Source organism: Variovorax sp. KBW07 (assembly GCF_003852515.1).
Classification (GTDB): Bacteria; Pseudomonadota; Gammaproteobacteria; order Burkholderiales; family Burkholderiaceae_C; genus Variovorax.
Map to the genome: position 1 here is coordinate 25,643 of NZ_QAJK01000065.1, position 19,836 is coordinate 45,478.

Below are 19,836 nucleotides of genomic sequence, written 5' to 3' on the forward strand. Positions count from 1 at the left end.
GGTCCTTTGCAGCGAGCGCCATGGCGTGCGCCATGAAGGGCCGTCCCTCGGATGTGTTGCAGTGCCGAGGCCGTCCTCGGTCAGTCCCGCTGCAAAGGGCGCAGCGGTCGTTCAAATTTAGCACGGGTGGAACCGGAGCTGGAACGGTTGCCGGGAAGAAAAAAGCGTCCAGCTGAATACCCCGTTCTGGGGATTGACGCCATCTCCCGCGAAACGACACTAGGTCGCCCCATTCGAATCCCACGGCGCAACTCGCCACGGTTCCGACGACCCGTTCGCGAACGCCCGCCCTTCTTGACTTCCAAACGCATTTCCGTAGAACTCCACGGCGGCTGGTCGTGCTCGTTCCATGTCCAGCAGACCGCCAGCGGAGACTATTCGGGCCTCGCGGAGATTGCCCTCGACGGCCTTCGCCTGGGGGAAGTGGTCATCATGCAGCAGCCGTCTCTGGAGGCCGCCATTGCGCGGGCCAGGTTGCGAAGCGGTCATTTCGTCAGTTCGCGAATGCCTGTAGCCGTCGCCTAGCCGCGCGAGTCGCGCGAAGCGCGAGGAGCCTGCCCTCCACGCACTGCGCGCCCTGCTCGCACTACTCGCTCACGACCGCGCTGCTGTACCCCGCATCGGCCTTGATCTCCGCCTCCGAGAACGGCAGCCGCAGCCACTGCTTGGCACTGTAGGCGCGCGTGTAGTCGGCGTGGTGCGCCGAGGCCGGGTCGTCCGACAGCGAGTAGGTCAGGAAGGTATGGGCCTCCACGCCATCGGCCGGGAAGCGCACGACCTGCATGTAGCTGTTGGCGACGACGGTGTCGGAGTCCATCGTGTAGCCGCCCTTGTCGAGCGGGTTGAGCGAGCAGGTCGTGGTGAAGTAGCCCGTGAAGTCGGCACAGCCGCCGAAGAGCGGGATCTTCTTTCCGTTGCGGGTCACGAACAGGTAGTCGCCGCGCGGCGCGTCCACCGCGTAGGGGCTCGCGTTGATGCGCATCAGCGCGGCGCCGAACACCTGGCGCAGTGCGTTGGTGGCGCTGCTCTTCAGGTCGCGCGGCGTGTTCAGCGGATCGGCGGCCGAGAACGGCACGGCATACAGGTCGTCCGGCGGCAGGTTCTCCACGCGGGTCCAGAACTCGTCCCACACGAGCGCACCGCGCGACTCCGTGTTACCGGCGTTGTCCCACGTGCGCAGCGCGGCGCAGGCCGCGGTGCTGTCGACAGTGCCGGCCGGCGTGTCGCCCATGAAGAGGTCATGGTGGGCCGCCACGTTGATGGTGGGCACGGCGCAGACCAGGTCGAGTGCGCGCGTCTTGAAGCGCTCGGCGGTGTACGAGCGGCTGTTCAACACCATTTGCCGCACCGTGTCCGCGGTGGCCTTCTTGCCCGTGTAGCCATCGGTGCCGTCGATGCGCGCCTGCGCCATCAGCAAGCCCAGTCGGGCGCGGGTGGTAAAGCCGGCGTCCAGCGAACCGTAGATGGGCGGAAAGCCGGTGAGCGGCTCTTTCAGGTTGGTGAGCCAGTAGCTGTTGTTCATGTTGGCCACGTAGTCGTCGCGCATCAGGCTGGGCATGCGCGCCGCGCCGAGGGCGCCCTTCTGTGCCGAGTCGGCATCGGTCTGCCAGTCGCAGGCGCTGCGCGATCCATCGAAGACCGGCGCGGGCGCCAGCGAGGCCTGCAGTGCCATGCCGATGGGGCTGGTGCTCGTGCAGTTGGCAATCTGGTCCGCCGACACGTTGGGCACGGCGCCAATGTCGGCATACCAGGCCTTGGCGCTGCCACGACCCACGGCCACGGTGTTGACCCACGGAATGGCCGCTTCCTGGCGCTGGATGGCGGTGAACTCGTCGAGCGACTTCGCCTGGTTCCAGCGCAGCCAGTTGCGGAAGGTGCGGTAGTTGTCGGCGTTGATGTCGCGGATGGCGAAGGCGGTGGTCTGGTCCCACTGGTTGATGAGCGGACCGTATTCCGACTTGTAGAGCGTGCGCGTCGCGGTGCCCATGCTGCCGTCGGCCTGCTTCAGCTTGACGGTGATCTCATGGGCCTGCATCTTCACCGCGCTGCCGTCGCGCATGTAGCTGGTGGGGTTGCCCGCGGCGAGCTTCAGTTCGTACAGGCCGAAGCGCCTGGCGGTCGACACCGTGTGGGTCCACGCGATGTTGTCGTTGAAGCCGATCTGGATGACCGGCACGCCGAGGAAAGAAGCACCGCTCACATTGAGCTTGCCCGGAATGGTGAGCTGCGCCTGGTAGAAGCGGTCGGGCCCGCGCCAGTACCAGTGCGGGTTGCCGAACAGCAGCGGGCTCGCGTCCCCAGTGCCCTCGGTGCCGAAGCCGAGCATGTTGCTGCCCACGCCGCCCTTGCCGCCGACATGCAGCTCGGGCACGCGGATGTCAAGCGCGGCAAGTTGCAAGGCCTGCTGCTGCTTCTTCTTGCTGTTGCTCCGTGCCGCGACCTTCGCGACCGGGGCCGGCGTGGGCGCTGTCGCACCGGCAATCTGCAGCAGGAAGTTGCCATAGCCCGCCACGAGATTGGCCGCATGCATGCGGCGGAAGATGTCGTCGGCAGTAATGGGTTGCACCCAGGCCTCGCTGCGGCACGCCGCATGTGCGCTGCCATTGGCCTTCACGTCGCGCACGTAGCGGTTGTAGCCTGCCGCGAAACCCTCGGCCAGTTTCTTCATGTCGTCGGATTGCGCGTCGGTCATCTTCTTCAGCACGTCGTCGGAGAGAACGTGCCGGTGGAAGAAGTCCGACTCGATGTTCTTGGGCTGCGAGATCGTGCCCGGGTAGGCCAGCGGCGTGTCGCCGCCGAGGTACTGCGAGCGCTCACCACGGTAGGTGAGGAACGAGTCGGCCATGGTGCACAGGTTGTCTTGCGCCTGTGCGTAGCCATAGCCGTAGCCAGCGCCGCCCCAGGTGTCGGCCTTGATGTGCGGCACGCCCATGGCGGTGCGGCGGATCTCTGCCTTGTAGTTGCCTTCGACTGGAGGGTTGACCGGATTGCCCGGGTTACCCGCAAAGGGCATGAACGCGAAACCATCGCCGCCACCTCCACCGCATGCGGTCAGGGTGGCTGCGGCGACGAGCGCGAGCAAAAAGAACGGCGTGCGGCCGCGACATGTTGTTTGTGTCATGGGGTCTCCAGTTGATGCTCTCTTCAAGGAGCGTCGCGGAGCTTAGGCACGGAGTTCTTCGGACTCTTGAACGAAGCCGCTGTGTTTTGTCTTCTTCAGCAAGCCTTCATCTTTTGGCTCTGGCAGCGGGAAAGATGAAGCTCCATGTTTTTCTCCAGCGTCCATGAAAACGAAGAAAGCGCGCATGAGCCGCACTGCAAGGTGCGGCTCATGCGCGCTGAGCGATCGAAGCCGTCGGCGTGGCTATCGTCGGTTCGGCCCTTCCCGCACCGCTGTCTCGATGGCCTTGTCGAGCAGCTCCAGGCCCAGGTCGATCTCGCTGTCGCTGATCGTCAACGGCGGCGCGATGCGGAACACACCGCCCATCGAAGGCAGCTTCACGATGTTCATGCTCAGCCCACGCTTCATGCATTCGCGCGTGATGGCCTCGCCCAGTTCGAAGGCCGGCTTCTTCGTCTGGCGATCGGCGACCAGCTCCAGCCCGAGCAGCAGGCCACGGCCGCGCACGTCGCCGATGCATTCATGGCGCGATTGCATGTCGAGCAACCCTTGCCTCAGGCGCTCGCCGGCGGTGCGCGCGCGTTCGACCAGCCCGTCGCGCTCCACCACCTGCAGCACCTTCAGCCCGACCGCGGCGGGGAGCGGGTCGGAGACATGCGTCGTGTAGAACAGGAAGCCGCGCGCATGGGCTTCGTCTTCGATGGCGGCCGTGGTGACCATCGCCGCCAGCGGCAGGCCCGCACCCAGCGTCTTGGACAGCGTGAGGATGTCGGGCGCCACGCCGTCGCGCTCGCACGCGAACATCAGGCCGGTGCGGCCGACGCCGGTCTGCGCCTCGTCGACGATCAGCAGCATGCCGCGCTCGCCGCACTTGTGCTTCAGCGCGGCCATGTAGCCCGGCGGCAGTTCGAGAATGCCGCCGCTGCTGAGAATGGGCTCGGCAATGAATGCCGCGAGCGCGCCGGTCGATTGCCTGTCGATCTGCTCGAAGCCGTCATCGAGTTCGCGGCGCCAGTCGAGTTCGCCGTCTTGCGTCGTGAAGCGCGGCCGGTAGGCGTTGGGCGCGGGAATGGCCAGCGAGCCGGCCGCCGTGGGGCCGTACCCCTTGCGGCCCGCGCTGTAGGTTGCGGCGGCCGCGCTGCCCGTCATGCCGTGCCACGACTGCGTGAAGGCCACCACCTCGTGCCGGCCCGTCACCAGCTTGGCCATGCGGATCGCCGCTTCGTTCGACTCGGCGCCGGTGCTCAGCAGCAGGCAGCGCTCCAGGTCGCCCGGCGCGTGCCGCGCGATCTGCTCGGCCAGCGCCACCACCGGGCGCGACAGCATGCCGCTGAACAGATGGTCCAGCTTGCGCACATACTCCGTGACGACGGCCACGATGTCCGGATGCGAGTGGCCGAGCAAGGCGCTCATCTGGCCCGAGGTGAAATCGAGAATGCCCCGGCCATCGGCGTCGTAGACGAAACTGCCTTGCGCGCGCTCGATGATCAATGGCTCGAAGCTACCGCCGTAGCGCACCAGGTGCCGCCCGGCCTGTTGCCAGAACCGTGGCTCGTTGTTCCTGCTCATGTCGATGCTTCCCCATCAAAATGCTGCACGTTACGCAGCGCCGCCCGCACCGGGAAGCGAATTGTTTTGAACACAGGTATCAGGAGAATTCATAGCGTGAGCCAATCCCTGGACATCGACCTGCTTCGCAGCTTCGTCGCCATTGCCGAGACCGGCGTGCTGGGCCAGGCGGCGGTCCGCGTGGGGCGCACGCAGTCGGCGCTCAGCATGCAGATGCAGAAGCTCGAAGGCATCGTCGAGCAGCCGCTGCTGTACCGCACGGGGCGAGGCGTCACGCTCACCGCCACCGGCGAACGGCTGCTGGTGCGCGCCGGCGAACTGCTGCGCAAGCACGACGAAGCCCTGGCGGAACTGCGCGGCAGGCAGCTGTCGGGCGTGCTGCGCTTCAGTTGCCCCGACGACTACGCGGTGGTGTTCCTGCCCTACCTGCTGCAGAGCTTCGCCAGCCTGCACCCGCAAGTTCAACTGGAAGTGATGTGCGCGCCGACGCCCCGGCTGCACGAGCTGCTGGCCCGCCATGCGGTCGACCTGGCGCTGGTGTCCGTGGCGGGCGCAACGGGCTCGACCGGAGCGGCGACGGGCGACGACGTGATCCGCCGCGAGCCGCTGGTGTGGGTGGCGCAACGCGGTGGCGCCGCCGCGTCGATGGACCCGCTGCCGCTGGCACTGGGCGCGCCCGACGCGCTGGACCACCTGCTGCCCAGGCAGGCGCTCGAAGCCGCGGGCCGTGCGTACCGGCTGGCGTATGCCAGCAGCAGCCTTTCGGGGCTGGTCGGCATGGCGCGCTCGGGCCAGGCCGTCATCGTGCTCACGCGAACCGCCGTGCCCGACGACCTGCAGATCCTGACGTCGGAGCACGGGCTCCCCGACTTGCCGAGCGTCGGCGTCACCCTCGCATTCGACCGCGACGAACCCAGTGCATTGACGGCTGCATTCGCGGCGCATGTGAGGAAGTTTCTGCCTGCCGCTTGAAGGGCCGTGGGCTCCCGCAACGCTGTCACGCGCTCACGCGAACAGACCGAAACGGTTGCAAACCAACCAAATCGGTAGAATAATCCGCTTCCCCGTCACGGAGAAAGCGCGGTGGCCGACGCATCGGCCACCGCCGCATCGCCCGTTCGCATGCGACAAGGAAGAACACGTTGACACTCTTGCACCCAGCCTTCGCCATCGAGGTGACCTGCCCGATGCCCCGCTCCTGATGCATTGGACGATGGACGTGATGCGCTTGCGGCTGCATGCCCTGTCTTCGATCGTCAGGCAGTGCGTGCGAACACTCGTCGTGCTTGGCGTCGTCGCCGGCGTGCTCTATGTGGTGGGGGTGGCCATCATGTCACTGGTGCCCGAGCTGAATTTTTCGCTCGGCCCCCGTGGCATTTTGAGCCGCTGGTGCCTGAGCCTGTACTGCGTGTTCAGGTAGGTACGCGGAACTTGAAACCTGAAATCTATTTGGCCGCGGCGCGCTTGCGCGATGCGCTCTTCTTGTGGCCGAGCGCGTCCATGGCCGACGCGATGATCTCGTCGCGCCATTGGTCTTTCAAGCCCATGCGAACGGCCAGCAGTGCCGTGATGCCCAAGCCCGAGAACGCGCTGGTGATGCGCACCACCCGCTCCGGCGTTGCGGTCAGCAGGTCGGTTCCCAATGCGCGGTAGACGATGAGGCCGAGCTCGGTCAATTGCGGATCGACGTTGTCTTCGTTGCCGGCTTTGTTCGCGAGTTGGTTGGCGAGCGCCGAGACGCCCGGCCAGTCGAAGGTGTAGTCCACCGAGTCTTCCACCACGGCCCTGTCGCGCTCGGCACCGGGGGAAATTTTCTCGACACTGGCCACCAGCGCCATGAGATGGTCGCGGCCCATCTTGAAGCTGGCGTCGTAGATCGCCTTCTTGCTCGGGTAGTGGTGCAGCAGCCCCGCCTTCGAGTAACTGACGGCATCCGCGATCTGCTGAAGCGAGGTGTTCGCGAAACCATGTCTGGCGAACAATCCGGCAGCGCGGTCGATGATCTCGGCATCTATTTGAGATTTTGTCGGCCTGGGCATTCAGGAAGTCTAGCGCAGCTTTTCTACCGAAACAGTCGGTTTACATGAGGGCCGCCGAACGCATTCGCGCGGCCCTTTGCACGGCCCTTTGCGCGGCTACATCAGCGTGTTCGACGGCAGGTTTTCGTCGAGCAGCTTGCGCGCCGTCTCGATGCCCGCCACCGGCAGCAGCTTCGCATCGAGCAGGCCCACCTGCACCAGCACGCTGGCCTGGTCCCAGTAGATGTGCTCGTGGTACAGCTTGTTGCCGCGGAACTTGATGACCGCCAGCAACGGCACTTCGACGCGCTTGCCGGTGGGCTTCACGCCCGGCAGCATCCACGGAATTTCGGTGGTGTGCGTGAAGCTGAACAGCAGCTCATCGACCACCTGCGTGGCGCCCACTGTGCGCGAGATCGATGTGAGCGCGGTGTCGGGCGGGTTGCTGTTGACGAAGTGGTTCGTATAGAACGCGTGCAGTGCCTTGTAGCCCACGCCACCGGTCATGGTGGGGATGTGGTTGACGTAGGGCTCGGCCACCATGGTGCCCATGGTGTCGTCCACGTTGCGCGTGCCGAACTCGTATTCGCAGTGCTTGTCCCACAGCGCCGAGAGGTCGTAGTTCGGGCCGATGGCGTCTTTCAGCGTGGCGATGCTGCGCTCGTGCGCCATCAGCGCCGAGGGCTTGTGAAAGTGCTCGCCGCCGGCGCGCGCAAAGGCGTGGTCCATGCCGGGGTACACGTACACCGACACGCCGGGGCGGCCCTTGAGCGTTTGCACGATGCGGTCGCGCGCTTCGGGCGGGCAGAACTTGTCGAGCTCGGCCACGTGCAGCGTGAGCGGGCACTTGATGCTGTCGGCCTCGTCCAGCGCGGCGTCGATGCCCACGCCGTAGTAGCCGACCACCGCATCGGCGTCCGTGCGGCAGGCCGACAGGTAGGCCAGCTTGCCGCCCAGGCAGAAGCCGAGCACGCCGACTTTCTTGTCGGTCACTTCGGGGCGGGCGCGCAGCGCGTCGATGGCGGTCTGCATGTCCTGCATGCCCTTGGCTTCGTCGAAGCCGCCGTACAGCGCGAAGGCGCGTTGCCAGTCGGCTTCGCTGTAGCCCAACTCGACGTTCGGCTCTTGCCGCCAGAACAGGTCGGGCACCAGCACCACGTAGCCTTCTTCGGCGTAGTAGTCGGCCACGTCGCGCATCGTCGAATTCACGCCGAAGATCTCTTGCGCAAGCACCAGGCCGGGGCCGGAGCCGCCTTCGGGCAGTGCGAGGTAGCCGCTGAAACTGCCGCTGCCATCGGCCGCCTGCATGCGGATCTGCTGCGCGGAGGTGGGGGATTTTTTCTGCATGTGCTCTTCTCCATTCCAAACATGAGGGGGTGTTGCGGGCCGCGCGCTCACTGCGCGCATTCCGGGTGCCGTGTCGTCACCTGGTAGTAGCCCGAATGAAAGACCAGCGGCTCGCCATCGAAGCGGTCGTAGCGCTCGACCTCGCCGATGAAGATGAGGTGGTCGCCGCCGTCGTACTGCTTCACGCTGCGGCAGACGAAGCGCGCGATGACGCCGTTCAGCAGCGGCACGCCGGCCGTGCCTTCGCAGCAGTCCACGCCGCCGAACTTGTCCGCCTGCGGTGTAGAGAACTGCCGCGACAGATGATGCTGGTGCGCGGCCAGCACGTTGATAGCGAAGTGGCTCGCACCGGTGAAGTCGGCCACGCTCGGCGCCTGCCGGGCCAGGCTCCACAGCACCAGCGGCGGATCGAGCGACACCGACGAAAACGAATTGGCGGTCATGCCCACGCGGCGGCCGTCGATGGCGCGCGTGGTGATGACGGTCACGCCGGTGGTGAACTGGCCCAGCGCCTTGCGGAAGTCGCGGCGGTCGAAGCGGTCGACCACGGCTTCGCGGGCCCGCGCCTCCAGGAAGCGGTCGGCCTCGGCGGCATCGAACCACCACGGCGCAAAGACGCGCGGGTCATCGAAGCCGTTGACGATGGTGCTCGCGACGGCGGGCATGTGGCTGGCGCTCTGCAGCAGCTTCTGCAGGTGCGGCCTGGGTGGTGCCAGCAGGCTGTGGGTCCAGTCGGTGGCCCAGCGGGCGTAGCCCTCCCAGTAGCGGTCGAAGGTCTGCTGCATCCAGGCGGCATCGAACAGCGCATCGTCGTTTTCGAGAATGCGCTTGAGGTAGATGTCGGCGCACTTGGCCGCGTTGTTGGAGCCCTGGCCGGTGATCGGGTCGTTGAGCACCACCGCATCGCCCAGGCCCAGCACCTTGCGCCCCGAGGGCAAGGTTGCCACCGGCTGGCGAACCGTCGGCGCGAAGCGGCCCACCAGGATTCCGTGGTCGTCGGTCAGCTCGATGTTCGTGCAGCGCTCAGCCTCCCAGGGCAGGAAGGTATCGAGAATCCATTGGCTGCGCGCCAGATGCTCCTGGGGCGTCTTCACATCGGCCCAGCAGTCCATCGGACCGCCGGGCACGCCTTCGAACACCATGATCTCGCACGGCCCCGTCGTGGTCAGCGCCGGGAACACGAAGTACTCGCCCACGCCGGGAATCAGGTTGAAGCTCACGGCGGCAAAGGGCTCGCGCGGCTTCATGCCCTTCACGTAGGTCAACGCCAATGCGCGCTGGGGCTGCGCGAAGGGCGAGCGTTCAGCGTCGCGTTCGAACAGCTGGGAGATCTCGCCCTTGCCGCTTGCAACGACCACGAGGTCGTGCGTCGCGGCGCAGTCTTCCAGCGCATCGAGCCCCACGTCCTGCAGCAGCAGCCGGCCACCGCGCTTTTCGAACTCGGCCATCCAGGCGGGTATCTTGAGCCGCTGGTCGACCGACCGCGCGGGTCCGTCGAGCCTTGCGCTCCACTCGATGGCCTTGCCGCCTTCCGGGTTGCGCACCGCGATGCCGATGCCCTCGACCAGCGGGCATTCGTCGGTCCACCAGTCCAGCCCCAGTTCGCGCTCGGTCTGCAGCGCGGTCTCGAACATGCACTGGCTGGACATGACCGGCCCTTCGGCAATTTCACGCGACGTGCGGTTCGAATAAACCGTCACCTCATGCCCCGCGCCCAGCAGCCCCAGCGCGAGTTGCATGCCGGACTGCCCGGCGCCGACGATGGCCACGCGTCTTCTGTTCATTGCAGGCCCCGGGCTACGCAGCGGCGGCGGCGCAGGTGTCGATGTAGCGGTCGGCCTCGACCGGGTCCGCGAACCACGGGAAGAAGGTGCGCGGGTCGTCGAAGCCGTTGGCGAAAGCGCTGGCCAGCGGCGGCATCGCGCCGGCGGTGCCGAGCAGCTTGAGCACGTGCGGCGGCGGCGGTGCGAGCAGCATGTTGGTCCACTGCGTGACCCACTGCGCGTAGCCGAACCAGTAGCGGTCGAAGGTCTGCTGCATCCACGCCGCATCGGCCACGCCGTCGCCGCGCGCAAGAATGCTCTTCAGGTAGGTGTCGGCGCACTTGGCCGCGTTGTTGGAGCCCTGGCCGGTGATCGGGTCGTTCAGCACCACCACGTCGGCCAGGCCCAGCACCTTGCGCCCCGAAGGCAGCGTTGCCACCGGCTTGCGCACCGTCGGCGCGAAGCGGCCCGCGAGAATGCCATTGTCGTCGGTTAGCTCGATGTCCTTGCAGCGCTCGGCCTCCCAGGGCGTGAAGGTGTCGAGAATCCACTTGCTGCGCGCCAGGTGCTCCTGCGGCGTTTTTACATCGGCCCAGCAGTCCATCGGGCCACCGGGCACGCCTTCGAACACCATGATCTCGCACGGCCCCGTCGTGGTCAGCGCCGGGAACACGAAGTATTCGCCCACGCCCGGAATCAGGTTGAAGCACACGGCGGAAAAAGGCTTGCGCGGCGTCATGCCCTTCACGTAGGTCAGCGCCAATGCGCGCTGCGGCTTGTCGAAGGTGGACTTGTGCGCGTCGCGCTCGAACAGCTTCGAGATCTCGCCCTTGCCGCTGGCGACCAGCGTGAGGTCGTGGCTTTGGGTGCAGGCTTCCAGCTCGTCGATGCCCGCGTCCTTGAACACCAGTTCGCCGCCCTTCTTCTGGAACTCGCTCATCCAGGCCGGAACCTTCACGCGCTGGTCGACCGACTGCGCGCTCGAATTCAGCCGCGCGATCCAGTCGATGGCCTTGGCGCCCTTCTGCTCGGGATGCGGCACGGCCAGCCCGATGCCATCGACCGTGGGGCAATCACTCGCCCAGTGGTCCAGCCCCAGGTCGCGCTCGATCTGCAACGAGGCGTCGAACATGCACTGGCTCGACATGACCTTGCCGTGGCGGATGTCGTCGCCCGTGCGGTTGCTGAACATCGTGACCTCGTAGCCTGCCGACAGCAGGCCCAGTCCCAGTTGCAGGCCCGACTGGCCCGCGCCGATGATGGCGATTCGCTTCATTGCTTGCTCCTTGCTTGTTTGCTTGCTTGATGCTCCGTATCGGAGCTAGTCCATCAACTTGGGAATGGCGGGCTCGGCCTGCTCGGGGCCCATGGCGGAATAGCCGCCATCGACCGCGTAGTCGGCGCCCGTCACGAAGCTCGCGTGGTCCGAGCACAGGAACAGCACCACCTGCGCCACTTCGTCCGGGTCGCCGACGCGCCCGAGCAGATGGAAGGGCGCGGCCACGCGGTCGGTCTTGGCGCGGTCGCCGCCGCTCAACTTGTCCATCACCGCCGACCATGTCCAGCCCGGCGACACGCTGTTCACGCGGATGCGGTCCGGCGCCAGGTCCATCGCCATGTTGCGGGTCAGCTGCGCCATGGCGGCCTTGCTCACCGGATAGAGCCAGCGCCCCGTTTGCGCCACGCGCGACGAGATGCTCGTGAAATTGACCACCGCCCCGCCGCCGGCCGCCACCATGTGGGGGTGCACGGCCTGCAGCATGGCCACCGCGCTCGCGATGTTCACGTTGAACGAGGTGAGCCAGTCGGCGCGCGGCGACTTGAAGCCCTCGTCCACGTACGAGCACGCGAGGTTGACCAGAAAGTGCACGCCGCCGTGCCGCTCCGCCGCCTCGGCCACGCAGGCCTTCACCTGCGCGTCGTCGGTGATGTCGGTGCGCACGAAGCGCGCGCCGGCACCGAGCGAATCGGCCAGCGGCTGGCCGTTGGCCGCGTCGATGTCGGCCACCACCACCTTCACGCCGGCCGCGTGCAGTGCGCGCACCACGCCGGCCCCAATCAATGTCGAGCCACCCGTGACGATGGCGCTCCTGCCTTCGAGTCCCTTGAACATGACGCTTGCTCTCCTGTTGTGTCTCTCTGTCGGTCGATCGGGCAGGCCGGGCCGGCCTGCGGTGTGGAGCGAACGTTAGGGGCAGGCAGGCCGCGGGCGAATCCCGCAAACGCAGGCGCTGTCCCTGGCGCGCAGGTTTTTGACGGCGCGGGGGCCGAGGGACGGCCCGAATTGTGGGCGGGGATGGTTTTTGCTAGGGTCACCCGACCCCATGCAAACCGCCACGACACCACCGCTGCCGCTGCAGCGCTACAGGCTTTTCGAGAGCCACGACATGGACGAGGCCCGCGAAAGCGTGGCGCGCGTTTTCTGCCCGCACGGCCTTGTCATGCTGCGCCCGCGCACCGAGCTCGATGCCTGCCACCACAGCGCGCGGCTGCACCGCGACGTGAGCCTCAACTACGTGCAGTACGGCCCCGGCGTGCAGATCGACCCGGGCTACCTGCAGGATTTCTTCCTGTTGCAGATTCCGTTGCGCGGCAGCGCCGACATCCGCTGCGGCGCGCAGCATGTCGATGCCACCCCCACCCTCGCCTCGCTGCCCTCGCCCACCGAGCCGCTGTCGATGCGCTGGGCCAACGACAGCCCGCACCTGATCGTGCGGCTGGCCCGTTCGGCACTGCTGTCGCGGCTCGAGTCGCTGCTGCAGGCGCCCGTCAACCAGCCCCTGGTGTTCGATCTCGGCGTGCCGCTCGACAACCCAGCGCTGGCGCCGCTGGTGCACTTCATCGACTACCTGCGGCTCACGCTCGACGCCGGCAATGCGCTGCAGGCGGGCAACCGCCTGGCCGAGCATGCAGAGGAATACCTGATGTCGAGCCTGCTGATGTCGGCGGGGCACAACCACTCGCGGGCGCTGGCGGGCGACACCCGGCGCAACCTGTTGCCGCGCGTGGTGCGCAGGGCGCAGGAATACATGGCGGCGCATGCCGAGCAGCCCCTGTCGCTGGCCGACATCTGCCGCGAGGTCGGCTGCAGTGCGCGCGCGCTGCAGCTGGCGTTTCGCCAGCACGCGGGCCAGGGGCCGATGGAGTTCCTGCGCGAGCTGCGGCTCGACAAGGTGCGGGCCGAACTGCAGGCGTCGCCCGGCGCCGGTGTGCGCGAGGTGGCGCAGAAGTTCGGCTTTCTTCACCTGGGGCATTTTGCGGCGCAGTACCGCGTTCGCTTCGGGGAGCGGCCGTCGGAAACGGCGGGCCGGCAGCGCGGCTGACCCTGGCGCGAAAGCCGGTCAGCGCGGCCGGCTGACCGGCACCGCGTCGTTCGAGGAAGACAGCAGCATCGAGGACGAAATCTAGAGGGCGTCGTGGTTACCCAGCGCCAGCGCGTAGGCGACCAGGTTGGCCAGTTGCGTGGCGCCGCCCTCGCTGTCCAGCGCCGGCTTGAGCACGGGCCTGCTGTTGGGCTGGTACTTCTTGCCCTTGGAGGCCATGCCCGCCAGTTGCTGCCTGGCATCCGCGCAGGCCGTGTAGTAGGCATTGAACACCACGTCCTTCGCGACATCGACCATGCGTGCCGCAAGCTCGTCCGTGTCCTTGTGCATGAGCTCCGCGACGCGCTCGGCGCGCACCTGCATGCCTTCCACATAGGCATTGATCTTGATGAGCTGCTGGCGCAGGTCGGACGCGGACATGCGCACCTTGGCCGCCACGCCCGGATAGAGCACGGCATCGTTCAGGCTGGTGATCTGCTCCGGCATGGAGTTGATCAGGTTGGCGATGTGCTTGTACTGCGCCATGGCAGCCTCCGCGGCGGCCATGGCTTCGCGGTCGTCGCGGTAAAGCGCCGCGGCTTCGGCGTTGCCGCGGTTGGAGATCACGGTGTCGGCTTTGCGGATGCTCTTGCCGTGCAGGTAGCCGTCGACCCCGCCAGCGGTCTCGTCGACGAGCAGGCCTCCCGCGACCTGGATGGCGCCTGCCAGTGCTTTCTTGAGGTATTTGGTACCGGGGACCGGAATGGCGGAAACCCCTGCATTGATCAGGGCAGCCGCCCCCTTGACCAACAGCTTCTGCATGTCGGCGCTGTTGCCGCAGTACTCCGACAGCAACAGGGTCAGCCGCTTCTTGTACGGCACGCTGAAGCTGTCGTTGGACTTGGCGCGAAAGGCGTCCCAGGTCCGCTCGACCATGTCGGTCTTCTGGACGACGGCGGCGCTCACCACGCCCCAGTCCCGGGTGCGCATGCGGTCCATCAGGGCACGGATGCCCGCCGTCATTTCTTTCTCGTAGTACAGCGAGAGGCTCTTTCCGAGCGCGTCGAATCTGGTTTGCGGAATATCGAGCATGGGACTTTCAGGATGCGGTCGCGGAACGATCGGCAGCGATCCTAGGCCGCGGCCGGGCGCGGCGCATTGGACCAAAGTCCAATGACAGGCGAGGCGACACCCGGTAGTGCGTGCCTTGCGAACGGTGCGCCGGCCGCGTCTCCATAATGCAGCCCTCTTGTCAGGACCAGCGAAAAAATGAGCGCCGCAGATTTCCTCTTTTCCCCCGAGGTTCAAACCCTCTTGAAGATCGTCTTCGCGGCTCCCGGGCAGCAGTTTTCGTCGGGCGAACTTGCCCGGTATTCCAAGCTGGATGCGGCCGATGTCACGCGCACCCTGGAACACCTCGTAAAGAGCGGCATCCTGACGCAGCAGGACCCGAAGGCCGAGCCGCCCGACAACGTCAAGGCCAACGACGCCTTCATCTTCTACGGCGAGCTGCGACGCATCGCACTCAAGTCGTTCGCCGCCGCGGCGCCGATCCGCGCGATGCTGCGCTCCAAGTTCAAGGACTCGGTCTTGCGCGCCTTCGTGCTGGGCGAAGACAAGGACGGCACCGTGGAGCTTCTGGTCGTGCACGGCGAGCTCACGCCCGATGAAGCGGCCATGACCGCCGCCTGCCAGAAGCTTTCGAAGACCTTGCGCCGCCACCTGACAGTGCACGTCATCTCGAACGCAAGATTCAACGGCCTGACGCTTCGCGATGCACTCGCCTCGAAGCTCGCGGCCGAATCGGCTTTCGAGATCATCGCGCTGGGCGACACCAAGGCGAAGTTGCCCATCGAGCGGATGGGCCTGCTGCAAAGCGCGAAGAAGAAACTGGCGAAGCTCTCGCGCTCGTCCACCTGAACCAAGACGGCGGGACGGCGAGACAGCAAGAAAGTCGCTCGTTCGCTGGCGAAAGAAAGAAACAGGGTCGAGCGAAACAGGACGGCGGGTATCGTTTCACGGAACTCCCGCACAGACTTCACCCTGGCTTCACTCCCGCCGGCCACACTGCATCCCGACAACGGTTCGGCGCTGGTAGAGGCAAGGCCACCAGGGAGAAAAAAAAACCGCTCAGGGAACCGCCTCGATGCCGGCCGTTGTCGCCATTCTTTTTCATTGCCGCCGCTCGATGCAGCTCGCGGCAACCAGTCCATCGCCCTGCCTGAGAACTTGCGTACTCAAGAAGCAGCGGCCCTGACTTAAAAAGTCGTAGGACAGCCCACCTCTTCCGCATTCGTGTTCGATGGCCATGCCAACGAACTGCTGGCACGCGCGGGCGCTGCGCTCTACGATGCAAAAGTCGAGAGGCCGCAACGGATCGGGCGCGCCGCGCCAAGGCATTTCAAACAGAGAGGACAGGTTCATGTCATCTACCGAAGTCGTCATGCCCGAACAACTGCTCAGAGAGCTCGAAGCACAGAGCCGCATGCCGATCGCGCGGATCGGCGAGGCGCTGGCATCGCTGGGCATGGTGACCGACGAGCAACTGCGCGCGGGCCTGGCCCAGCAGAAGCTCGAGCCCTCCGTGTCGCTGGGCGAGACCCTGGTGCGCATGGGCGTGGTCGAGCGGGAGCAGTTGCAGATTGCGCTGGTGCGAAAGATGGGCTACCCGCTGGTGAACCTGCATGTGTTTCCACCGGCTGCCGACGCGCTGCGCAAGATCAGCCACGAGGTGGCCCGGCGCCTGCAGGTCATGCCGCTGATGGTGCACGAAGGACGCCTGGTGCTTGCGCTCGAGGACCCCGCCAACCGGCACGCGGTGATCGACGAGGTGGAGTTCATCGCGCAGATGAAGGTGGTTCCGGTGCTGGGCAAGTGCCTCGACCTGGACGGCGTTCTGCAACGCGCGTACGAAAAGATCGGCGAGCCGTCGAACAGTTTTTCTTCGAGCCTGGACCCCATGCGCCCGATCGAATTCGACATGGCCGGCACCAGCGAGCTGCTGCAGACCCTCGAAAAAGAAGGCCCCGCATCCGCCGGCGTCGAGGCGCCCGTGGAGCAATCGGACAACTCGCTGGTGCGGATGATCAACAGCATGATCATCGAGGCGCATCGCGAGGGCGCATCGGACATTCACATCGAGAGCTATCCGGGGCAGGAGAAAACGCGCATCAGGTTTCGCCGCGACGGCCGGCTCTACACCTACCTGGAGCTTCCGCCGAGCTACCGCGGCGCGATCGTCGCGCGCGTGAAGATCATGTGCGACCTGGACATCAGCGAAAAGCGCAAGCCGCAGGACGGGAAGATCAACTTCGCGAAGTTCTCGCCGCAGCATCGCATCGAGTTGCGCGTTGCGACCATTCCGACCAACGGCGGCCTCGAAGACGTGGTGATGCGCATCCTGGCATCGGCCAAGCCGATTCCCATGGGCGAGCTGGGCCTGTCGGCGCGCAATCTCGCGGAGCTGACGCAGGCCGTGGAGCGGCCCTACGGCATGGTGCTGTGCGTGGGCCCCACGGGCTCGGGCAAGACCACGACGCTGCACTCGGCACTGATGCAGATCAACACGCCCGAGCGAAAGATCTGGACCGCGGAAGACCCCATCGAAATCACGCAGACGGGCTTGCGGCAGGTGCAGGTGAATCCCCGCATCGACTGGACCTTTGCCAAGGCCCTGCGGTCTTTCGTACGCGCCGACCCGGACGTGATCATGGTCGGTGAAATCCGCGACGAGGAAACCGCGAAGACCGCGATCGAAGCCTCGCTGACCGGCCACCTGGTGCTATCGACGCTGCACACCAACAGCGCGCCGGAAACCGTGACCCGCCTGCTGGACATGGGCATGGACCCCTTCAACTTCGCGGACTCGCTGCTGGCGGTGCTGGCGCAACGCCTGGTGCGCCGCCTGTGCACGCATTGCGTCAGCAGCAGCCCTGCAAGCCCGGAGAAAGTCGACGAGCTGCTGGCCGACTACATGCATGCGTTCGGCCCGAACGATGCGGTGAAAGGCCGCCAGCAATCCGTGCGCGAAGAGTGGGTGCGCCACTACGGCCGCGACGGGCAGTTGCAGGTCTACCGAAGCACGGGTTGCAAGCACTGCGGCGACACCGGCTTCAAGGGCCGCGTGGGCATCCATGAGCTCATGGTGGTATCGAAGAACGTGCGCCGGTTGATCCAGGCCGGCGCGCGCGCGGAAGAACTGCAGGCAGCCGCATTGCAGGAGGGCATGCGCACCTTGCGGCAGGACGGCATCGAGAAGGTGCTCGCCGGCAAGACGAGCATCGAGGAAGTCCGCGCGACCAGCAACGTGTGAGCGACCCTGGGGTCTAGTGTCTAGCGCCTGGCCGCCCGGACAGGCTGCACGGGCTGCACGGGCACCGCGGGCCACGCCACGTCCGGCAGGCTTGCGACGGCGGGTCTTGCGAACAGGTAACCCTGGAAGAGGTCCACGCCCAATGCACGAAATGCGTCGGCCTCTTGCGGCACCTCGACGCCCTCCGCAACCACCTTGATCCGAAGCTCGCTACATGTCGTGACGATGCCCTTCACGATCGCATGCCGCACCGGGTCGATGTGGATGTCCTGCACCAGGCTCCTGTCGATCTTCACCACATCGGGCTGAAAGCCCGCGAGCAACGTGAAGCCCGCGTAGCCGGCACCGAAGTCGTCGATGGCGGAAGCAACGCCCTGGCCCTTGAACGCCTGGAACGAAGCGGCAAGGCCCGGCAGGTCGTCGACGGGTTCGCCCTCGGTGATCTCGAACATCAACTGGTCCACCGGAAAGTGGCAGCGCCGCGCGGTGGCAATGGCCGTGTGAAAGCACTCGGTTTTTCCCGCGATGTCGTTGGGCGTGACGTTGAGACTGAGCCTGGATTTCATGCCCAGGCTCGAAGCGAGCTCGATCGCCCTCACCCGGCTGGCCTCGTGAAATGCAAAGCGGTCGGATGCGTTCACGCGCGACAGCACTTCGGTGGCGCTCTCGCCCGCGCTGCCTCGCACCAGCGCCTCGTGCGCGTAGATTTCCCGGCGCGCCAGGTCGATGATCGGCTGAAAGGCCACGGTGAACCCGGAGCCGAAGCCAGGAAGACCGGCATCGGTCCTTGTTTGGGTTTTCACTGGTGTGGGCCTCTCATGCAAGGGAAAGCATTTGCTGGCTAGGCGAGCGTGGACCGCTCGGTGGTGCAGACGCGGTTTCGCCCCGCCGTCTTGGCTTCGTACAGCGCCTTGTCGGCGGATTGAATCAACTCCTTCGGCTGGCTTTTTCCAGCAACGGGACTCAGCGCATCGACGCCGGCGCTCAGCGTCACGAAGCCGTCCGAGCTGCCGGCGTGAACGATCTTCAGCTCGCGAACCGCGCTGCGGATTCGCTCCGCCAGCACGGCCGCGCCGGCCACGTCGGTGTTGGGCAGCAGCACCGCGAGTTCTTCCCCGCCGTAGCGGGCCGCAAGGTCTCCCGGCCGCCGCGACGCAAGGTTGGCGATGGTGCGGCCGATGAGCTGCAGGCACTCGTCGCCGGCCGCGTGGCCGTAGATGTCGTTGTATTGCTTGAAGCGGTCCACGTCCATCAGGATGAGTGCCAGGGTGCCCGCTTCGCGCAGTGCCCGGCCGAACTCGTTGTCCAGCGTCACGTCGAACTGCCGGCGATTGGCCAGGCCCGTGAGGCCGTCTTCCATGGCGAGCGTGTTGAGGGTCTTGTTGAGCGTTTCGAGCGCGTCGCGCGCCCGGCGCAGTTCGCCCTCGGCCTTGGTTCGCAGCTCGACCTGCTTGATGAGGCGCCATCCCACGATGCCGGCCAGCGAGACCAGGAGAACGACGCCGCCGGTATGCCAGAGCGTTTCGCGCCACCACGCCGCAAGGACCTCGTCCTTGGACAATGCCGCGCCGACGAACAACGGATAGTTGTCCAGCCGCCGGAAGCTGTTCAGCCGCGTCACGCCGTCTTGCGAAGACTTGATCTCGGCGGTTCCCACCGGGCCTTCGGCAAGGTAGGTGCGATAGAGCGCGGTCTCGCGCATGTTCCGGCCGACCATGTCGGTGCTGAAGGGCCGGCGCGTCATCATGGTTCCGGTTTCGAGTATCAGCGCCACCGCGCCGGCCTGGCCGATGTCCAGGCCGTCGTAGAACTTCATGAGGAAGTCGATCTCGATGGTCGCGAGCGCCACCCCGGCGAAGCTGCCGTCGGCATGGTTGATGCGCCGCGAAATGGGAATGAGCAGCTTGCCGTTGGTGCGGCTCTTCACCGGGATGCTGATGTGCGGCCCGCGGTCTTCGTGCGTGCGATGAAATAAAAAGTACGCACGGCTCGCGTTGTTCAGGTTCTCGGGCACCACCTGCCGGGAATTGGCGACCCAGTTGCCATCGCCGTCGTAGATGTGCAGGGCGTCGAGTTGGGGGAGTTCGGCCACGTGCATGGCGAGCACCTTGCGAAGCCTCTCGACGGCGGCCGGACCGGTGCCGTCGTGTTCGACGCGCTCCACGATGCCGATCAGCGCGGTGTCTGCTTCCTTGATGGTGTCGTCCGCCTGCTGCGCCATGGCACGCGCGAGGTTCGAACTTGCAACGCCCATCTGGTCAAGCTGCACCGTGCGCGCCTGCCAGCTGTTCCAGCAGTCGATCGCCACGAGGGAGAGGCAGAGGATGGCCACGAAGGCCGTCGTGCGGAAGATGAGGGATCGACGACGAAACACGATGTCCTTTCGAGGCAGTGCGAGCCCCGT

At 66.1% G+C, this 19,836-nt stretch carries 17 protein-coding genes and 1 pseudogene; 6 read left to right on the forward strand and 12 right to left on the reverse strand.

Annotated features, from left to right (window positions below; genetic code table 11):
- Positions 1 to 294: 294 nt before the first annotated feature.
- Entirely contained in the window at positions 295 to 525 is a 231-nt protein-coding gene (locus tag DBV14_RS14705; protein WP_124459902.1) for a hypothetical protein, read from the forward strand.
- A gap of 61 nt (positions 526 to 586) precedes the next feature.
- Here DBV14_RS14705 and DBV14_RS14710 read toward each other — a convergent pair whose 3' ends face one another.
- On the reverse strand, positions 587 to 3,121 hold the full coding sequence (locus tag DBV14_RS14710) for a penicillin acylase family protein (protein ID WP_124459903.1): 2,535 nt from the start codon (positions 3,119 to 3,121) through the stop codon (positions 587 to 589).
- Positions 3,122 to 3,364: 243 nt separating this feature from the next.
- Complete coding sequence (locus DBV14_RS14715) at positions 3,365 to 4,690, reverse strand: aspartate aminotransferase family protein (protein ID WP_124459904.1); 1,326 nt, start codon at positions 4,688 to 4,690, stop codon at positions 3,365 to 3,367.
- A 96-nt stretch (positions 4,691 to 4,786) separates the two neighbouring features.
- Here DBV14_RS14715 and DBV14_RS14720 point away from each other — a divergent pair, with 96 nt between their 5' ends.
- Together DBV14_RS14720 and DBV14_RS14725 are read left to right on the forward strand one after the other, a co-directional pair.
- Positions 4,787 to 5,662 carry a LysR family transcriptional regulator gene (locus tag DBV14_RS14720; RefSeq protein ID WP_124459905.1) on the forward strand — a complete coding sequence of 292 codons (876 nt, stop codon included), beginning with the start codon at positions 4,787 to 4,789 and terminating at the stop codon, positions 5,660 to 5,662.
- A gap of 229 nt (positions 5,663 to 5,891) precedes the next feature.
- A complete protein-coding gene (locus DBV14_RS14725; protein ID WP_124459906.1) occupies positions 5,892 to 6,110 on the forward strand; it encodes a hypothetical protein in 219 nt (72 codons plus the stop codon).
- A gap of 25 nt (positions 6,111 to 6,135) precedes the next feature.
- Here DBV14_RS14725 and DBV14_RS14730 read toward each other — a convergent pair whose 3' ends face one another.
- The 6 genes and pseudogenes from DBV14_RS14730 to DBV14_RS14750 form a co-directional block, all read right to left on the reverse strand.
- The gene (locus DBV14_RS14730; protein ID WP_124459907.1) at positions 6,136 to 6,729 is read right to left on the reverse strand and encodes a TetR/AcrR family transcriptional regulator; all 594 of its coding nucleotides are present in this window, start codon (positions 6,727 to 6,729) and stop codon (positions 6,136 to 6,138) included.
- 96 nt (positions 6,730 to 6,825) lie between these two features.
- Positions 6,826 to 8,055 (reverse strand): dienelactone hydrolase family protein, encoded by a 1,230-nt coding sequence (locus DBV14_RS14735; RefSeq protein WP_124459908.1) that lies wholly within the window; start codon positions 8,053 to 8,055, stop codon positions 6,826 to 6,828.
- Between the two features lie 47 nt (positions 8,056 to 8,102).
- Positions 8,103 to 8,627, reverse strand: coding sequence for a flavin reductase family protein (locus DBV14_RS33895; RefSeq protein WP_260397041.1), 525 nt, complete (start codon positions 8,625 to 8,627; stop codon positions 8,103 to 8,105).
- Positions 8,613 to 9,839, reverse strand: a pseudogene (locus DBV14_RS34160) (styrene monooxygenase/indole monooxygenase family protein); the annotation flags it as partial. The gene DBV14_RS33895 and the pseudogene DBV14_RS34160, both read right to left, overlap by 15 nt.
- Before the next feature lie 13 nt (positions 9,840 to 9,852).
- Positions 9,853 to 11,094 carry a styrene monooxygenase/indole monooxygenase family protein gene (locus DBV14_RS14745; RefSeq protein WP_124459910.1) on the reverse strand — a complete coding sequence of 414 codons (1,242 nt, stop codon included), beginning with the start codon at positions 11,092 to 11,094 and terminating at the stop codon, positions 9,853 to 9,855.
- Between the two features lie 45 nt (positions 11,095 to 11,139).
- Positions 11,140 to 11,931, reverse strand: coding sequence for an SDR family oxidoreductase (locus DBV14_RS14750; RefSeq protein WP_124459911.1), 792 nt, complete (start codon positions 11,929 to 11,931; stop codon positions 11,140 to 11,142).
- Positions 11,932 to 12,142: 211 nt separating this feature from the next.
- Between DBV14_RS14750 and DBV14_RS14755 the strand changes: the two genes are divergently transcribed.
- On the forward strand, positions 12,143 to 13,141 hold the full coding sequence (locus tag DBV14_RS14755; protein WP_124459912.1) for an AraC family transcriptional regulator: 999 nt from the start codon (positions 12,143 to 12,145) through the stop codon (positions 13,139 to 13,141).
- A gap of 81 nt (positions 13,142 to 13,222) precedes the next feature.
- Here DBV14_RS14755 and DBV14_RS14760 read toward each other — a convergent pair whose 3' ends face one another.
- Positions 13,223 to 14,212, reverse strand: a complete 990-nt coding sequence (locus DBV14_RS14760; protein ID WP_124459913.1) for a hypothetical protein — start codon at positions 14,210 to 14,212, stop codon at positions 13,223 to 13,225.
- A gap of 222 nt (positions 14,213 to 14,434) precedes the next feature.
- Here DBV14_RS14760 and DBV14_RS14765 point away from each other — a divergent pair, with 222 nt between their 5' ends.
- Entirely contained in the window at positions 14,435 to 15,040 is a 606-nt protein-coding gene (locus DBV14_RS14765) for a hypothetical protein (RefSeq protein ID WP_260397036.1), read from the forward strand.
- Between the two features lie 252 nt (positions 15,041 to 15,292).
- Here the strand turns inward: DBV14_RS14765 and DBV14_RS14770 are convergent, their stop codons facing one another.
- Entirely contained in the window at positions 15,293 to 15,544 is a 252-nt protein-coding gene (locus DBV14_RS14770) for a hypothetical protein (protein WP_124459915.1), read from the reverse strand.
- Between DBV14_RS14770 and DBV14_RS14775 the strand changes: the two genes are divergently transcribed.
- Positions 15,543 to 17,432, forward strand: a complete 1,890-nt coding sequence (locus DBV14_RS14775; RefSeq protein ID WP_124459916.1) for a GspE/PulE family protein — start codon at positions 15,543 to 15,545, stop codon at positions 17,430 to 17,432. The genes DBV14_RS14770 and DBV14_RS14775 overlap by 2 nt on opposite strands.
- Positions 17,433 to 17,452: 20 nt before the next feature.
- Here DBV14_RS14775 and DBV14_RS14780 read toward each other — a convergent pair whose 3' ends face one another.
- Together DBV14_RS14780 and DBV14_RS14785 are read right to left on the reverse strand one after the other, a co-directional pair.
- Complete coding sequence (locus DBV14_RS14780) at positions 17,453 to 18,235, reverse strand: EAL domain-containing protein (protein WP_124459917.1); 783 nt, start codon at positions 18,233 to 18,235, stop codon at positions 17,453 to 17,455.
- Between the two features lie 38 nt (positions 18,236 to 18,273).
- On the reverse strand, positions 18,274 to 19,806 hold the full coding sequence (locus tag DBV14_RS14785; protein WP_260397037.1) for a sensor domain-containing diguanylate cyclase: 1,533 nt from the start codon (positions 19,804 to 19,806) through the stop codon (positions 18,274 to 18,276).
- Positions 19,807 to 19,836: the final 30 nt, after the last annotated feature.

What these genes read in the sequence shown, in the direction of transcription:
- DBV14_RS14710 (WP_124459903.1), bottom strand. Translation starts at nt 3,121, where the DNA reads ATGACACAAACAACATGTCGCGGCCGCACGCCGTTCTTTTTGCTCGCG.
- DBV14_RS14750 (WP_124459911.1), bottom strand. Translation starts at nt 11,931, where the DNA reads ATGTTCAAGGGACTCGAAGGCAGGAGCGCCATCGTCACGGGTGGCTCG.
- DBV14_RS14755 (WP_124459912.1), top strand. Translation starts at nt 12,143, where the DNA reads ATGCAAACCGCCACGACACCACCGCTGCCGCTGCAGCGCTACAGGCTT.
- DBV14_RS14735 (WP_124459908.1), bottom strand. Translation starts at nt 8,055, where the DNA reads ATGCAGAAAAAATCCCCCACCTCCGCGCAGCAGATCCGCATGCAGGCG.
- DBV14_RS14775 (WP_124459916.1), top strand. Translation starts at nt 15,543, where the DNA reads ATGTCATCTACCGAAGTCGTCATGCCCGAACAACTGCTCAGAGAGCTC.
- DBV14_RS14770 (WP_124459915.1), bottom strand. Translation starts at nt 15,544, where the DNA reads ATGAACCTGTCCTCTCTGTTTGAAATGCCTTGGCGCGGCGCGCCCGAT.
- DBV14_RS14760 (WP_124459913.1), bottom strand. Translation starts at nt 14,212, where the DNA reads ATGCTCGATATTCCGCAAACCAGATTCGACGCGCTCGGAAAGAGCCTC.
- DBV14_RS14725 (WP_124459906.1), top strand. Translation starts at nt 5,892, where the DNA reads ATGCATTGGACGATGGACGTGATGCGCTTGCGGCTGCATGCCCTGTCT.
- DBV14_RS14745 (WP_124459910.1), bottom strand. Translation starts at nt 11,094, where the DNA reads ATGAAGCGAATCGCCATCATCGGCGCGGGCCAGTCGGGCCTGCAACTG.
- DBV14_RS14730 (WP_124459907.1), bottom strand. Translation starts at nt 6,729, where the DNA reads ATGCCCAGGCCGACAAAATCTCAAATAGATGCCGAGATCATCGACCGC.
- DBV14_RS14715 (WP_124459904.1), bottom strand. Translation starts at nt 4,690, where the DNA reads ATGAGCAGGAACAACGAGCCACGGTTCTGGCAACAGGCCGGGCGGCAC.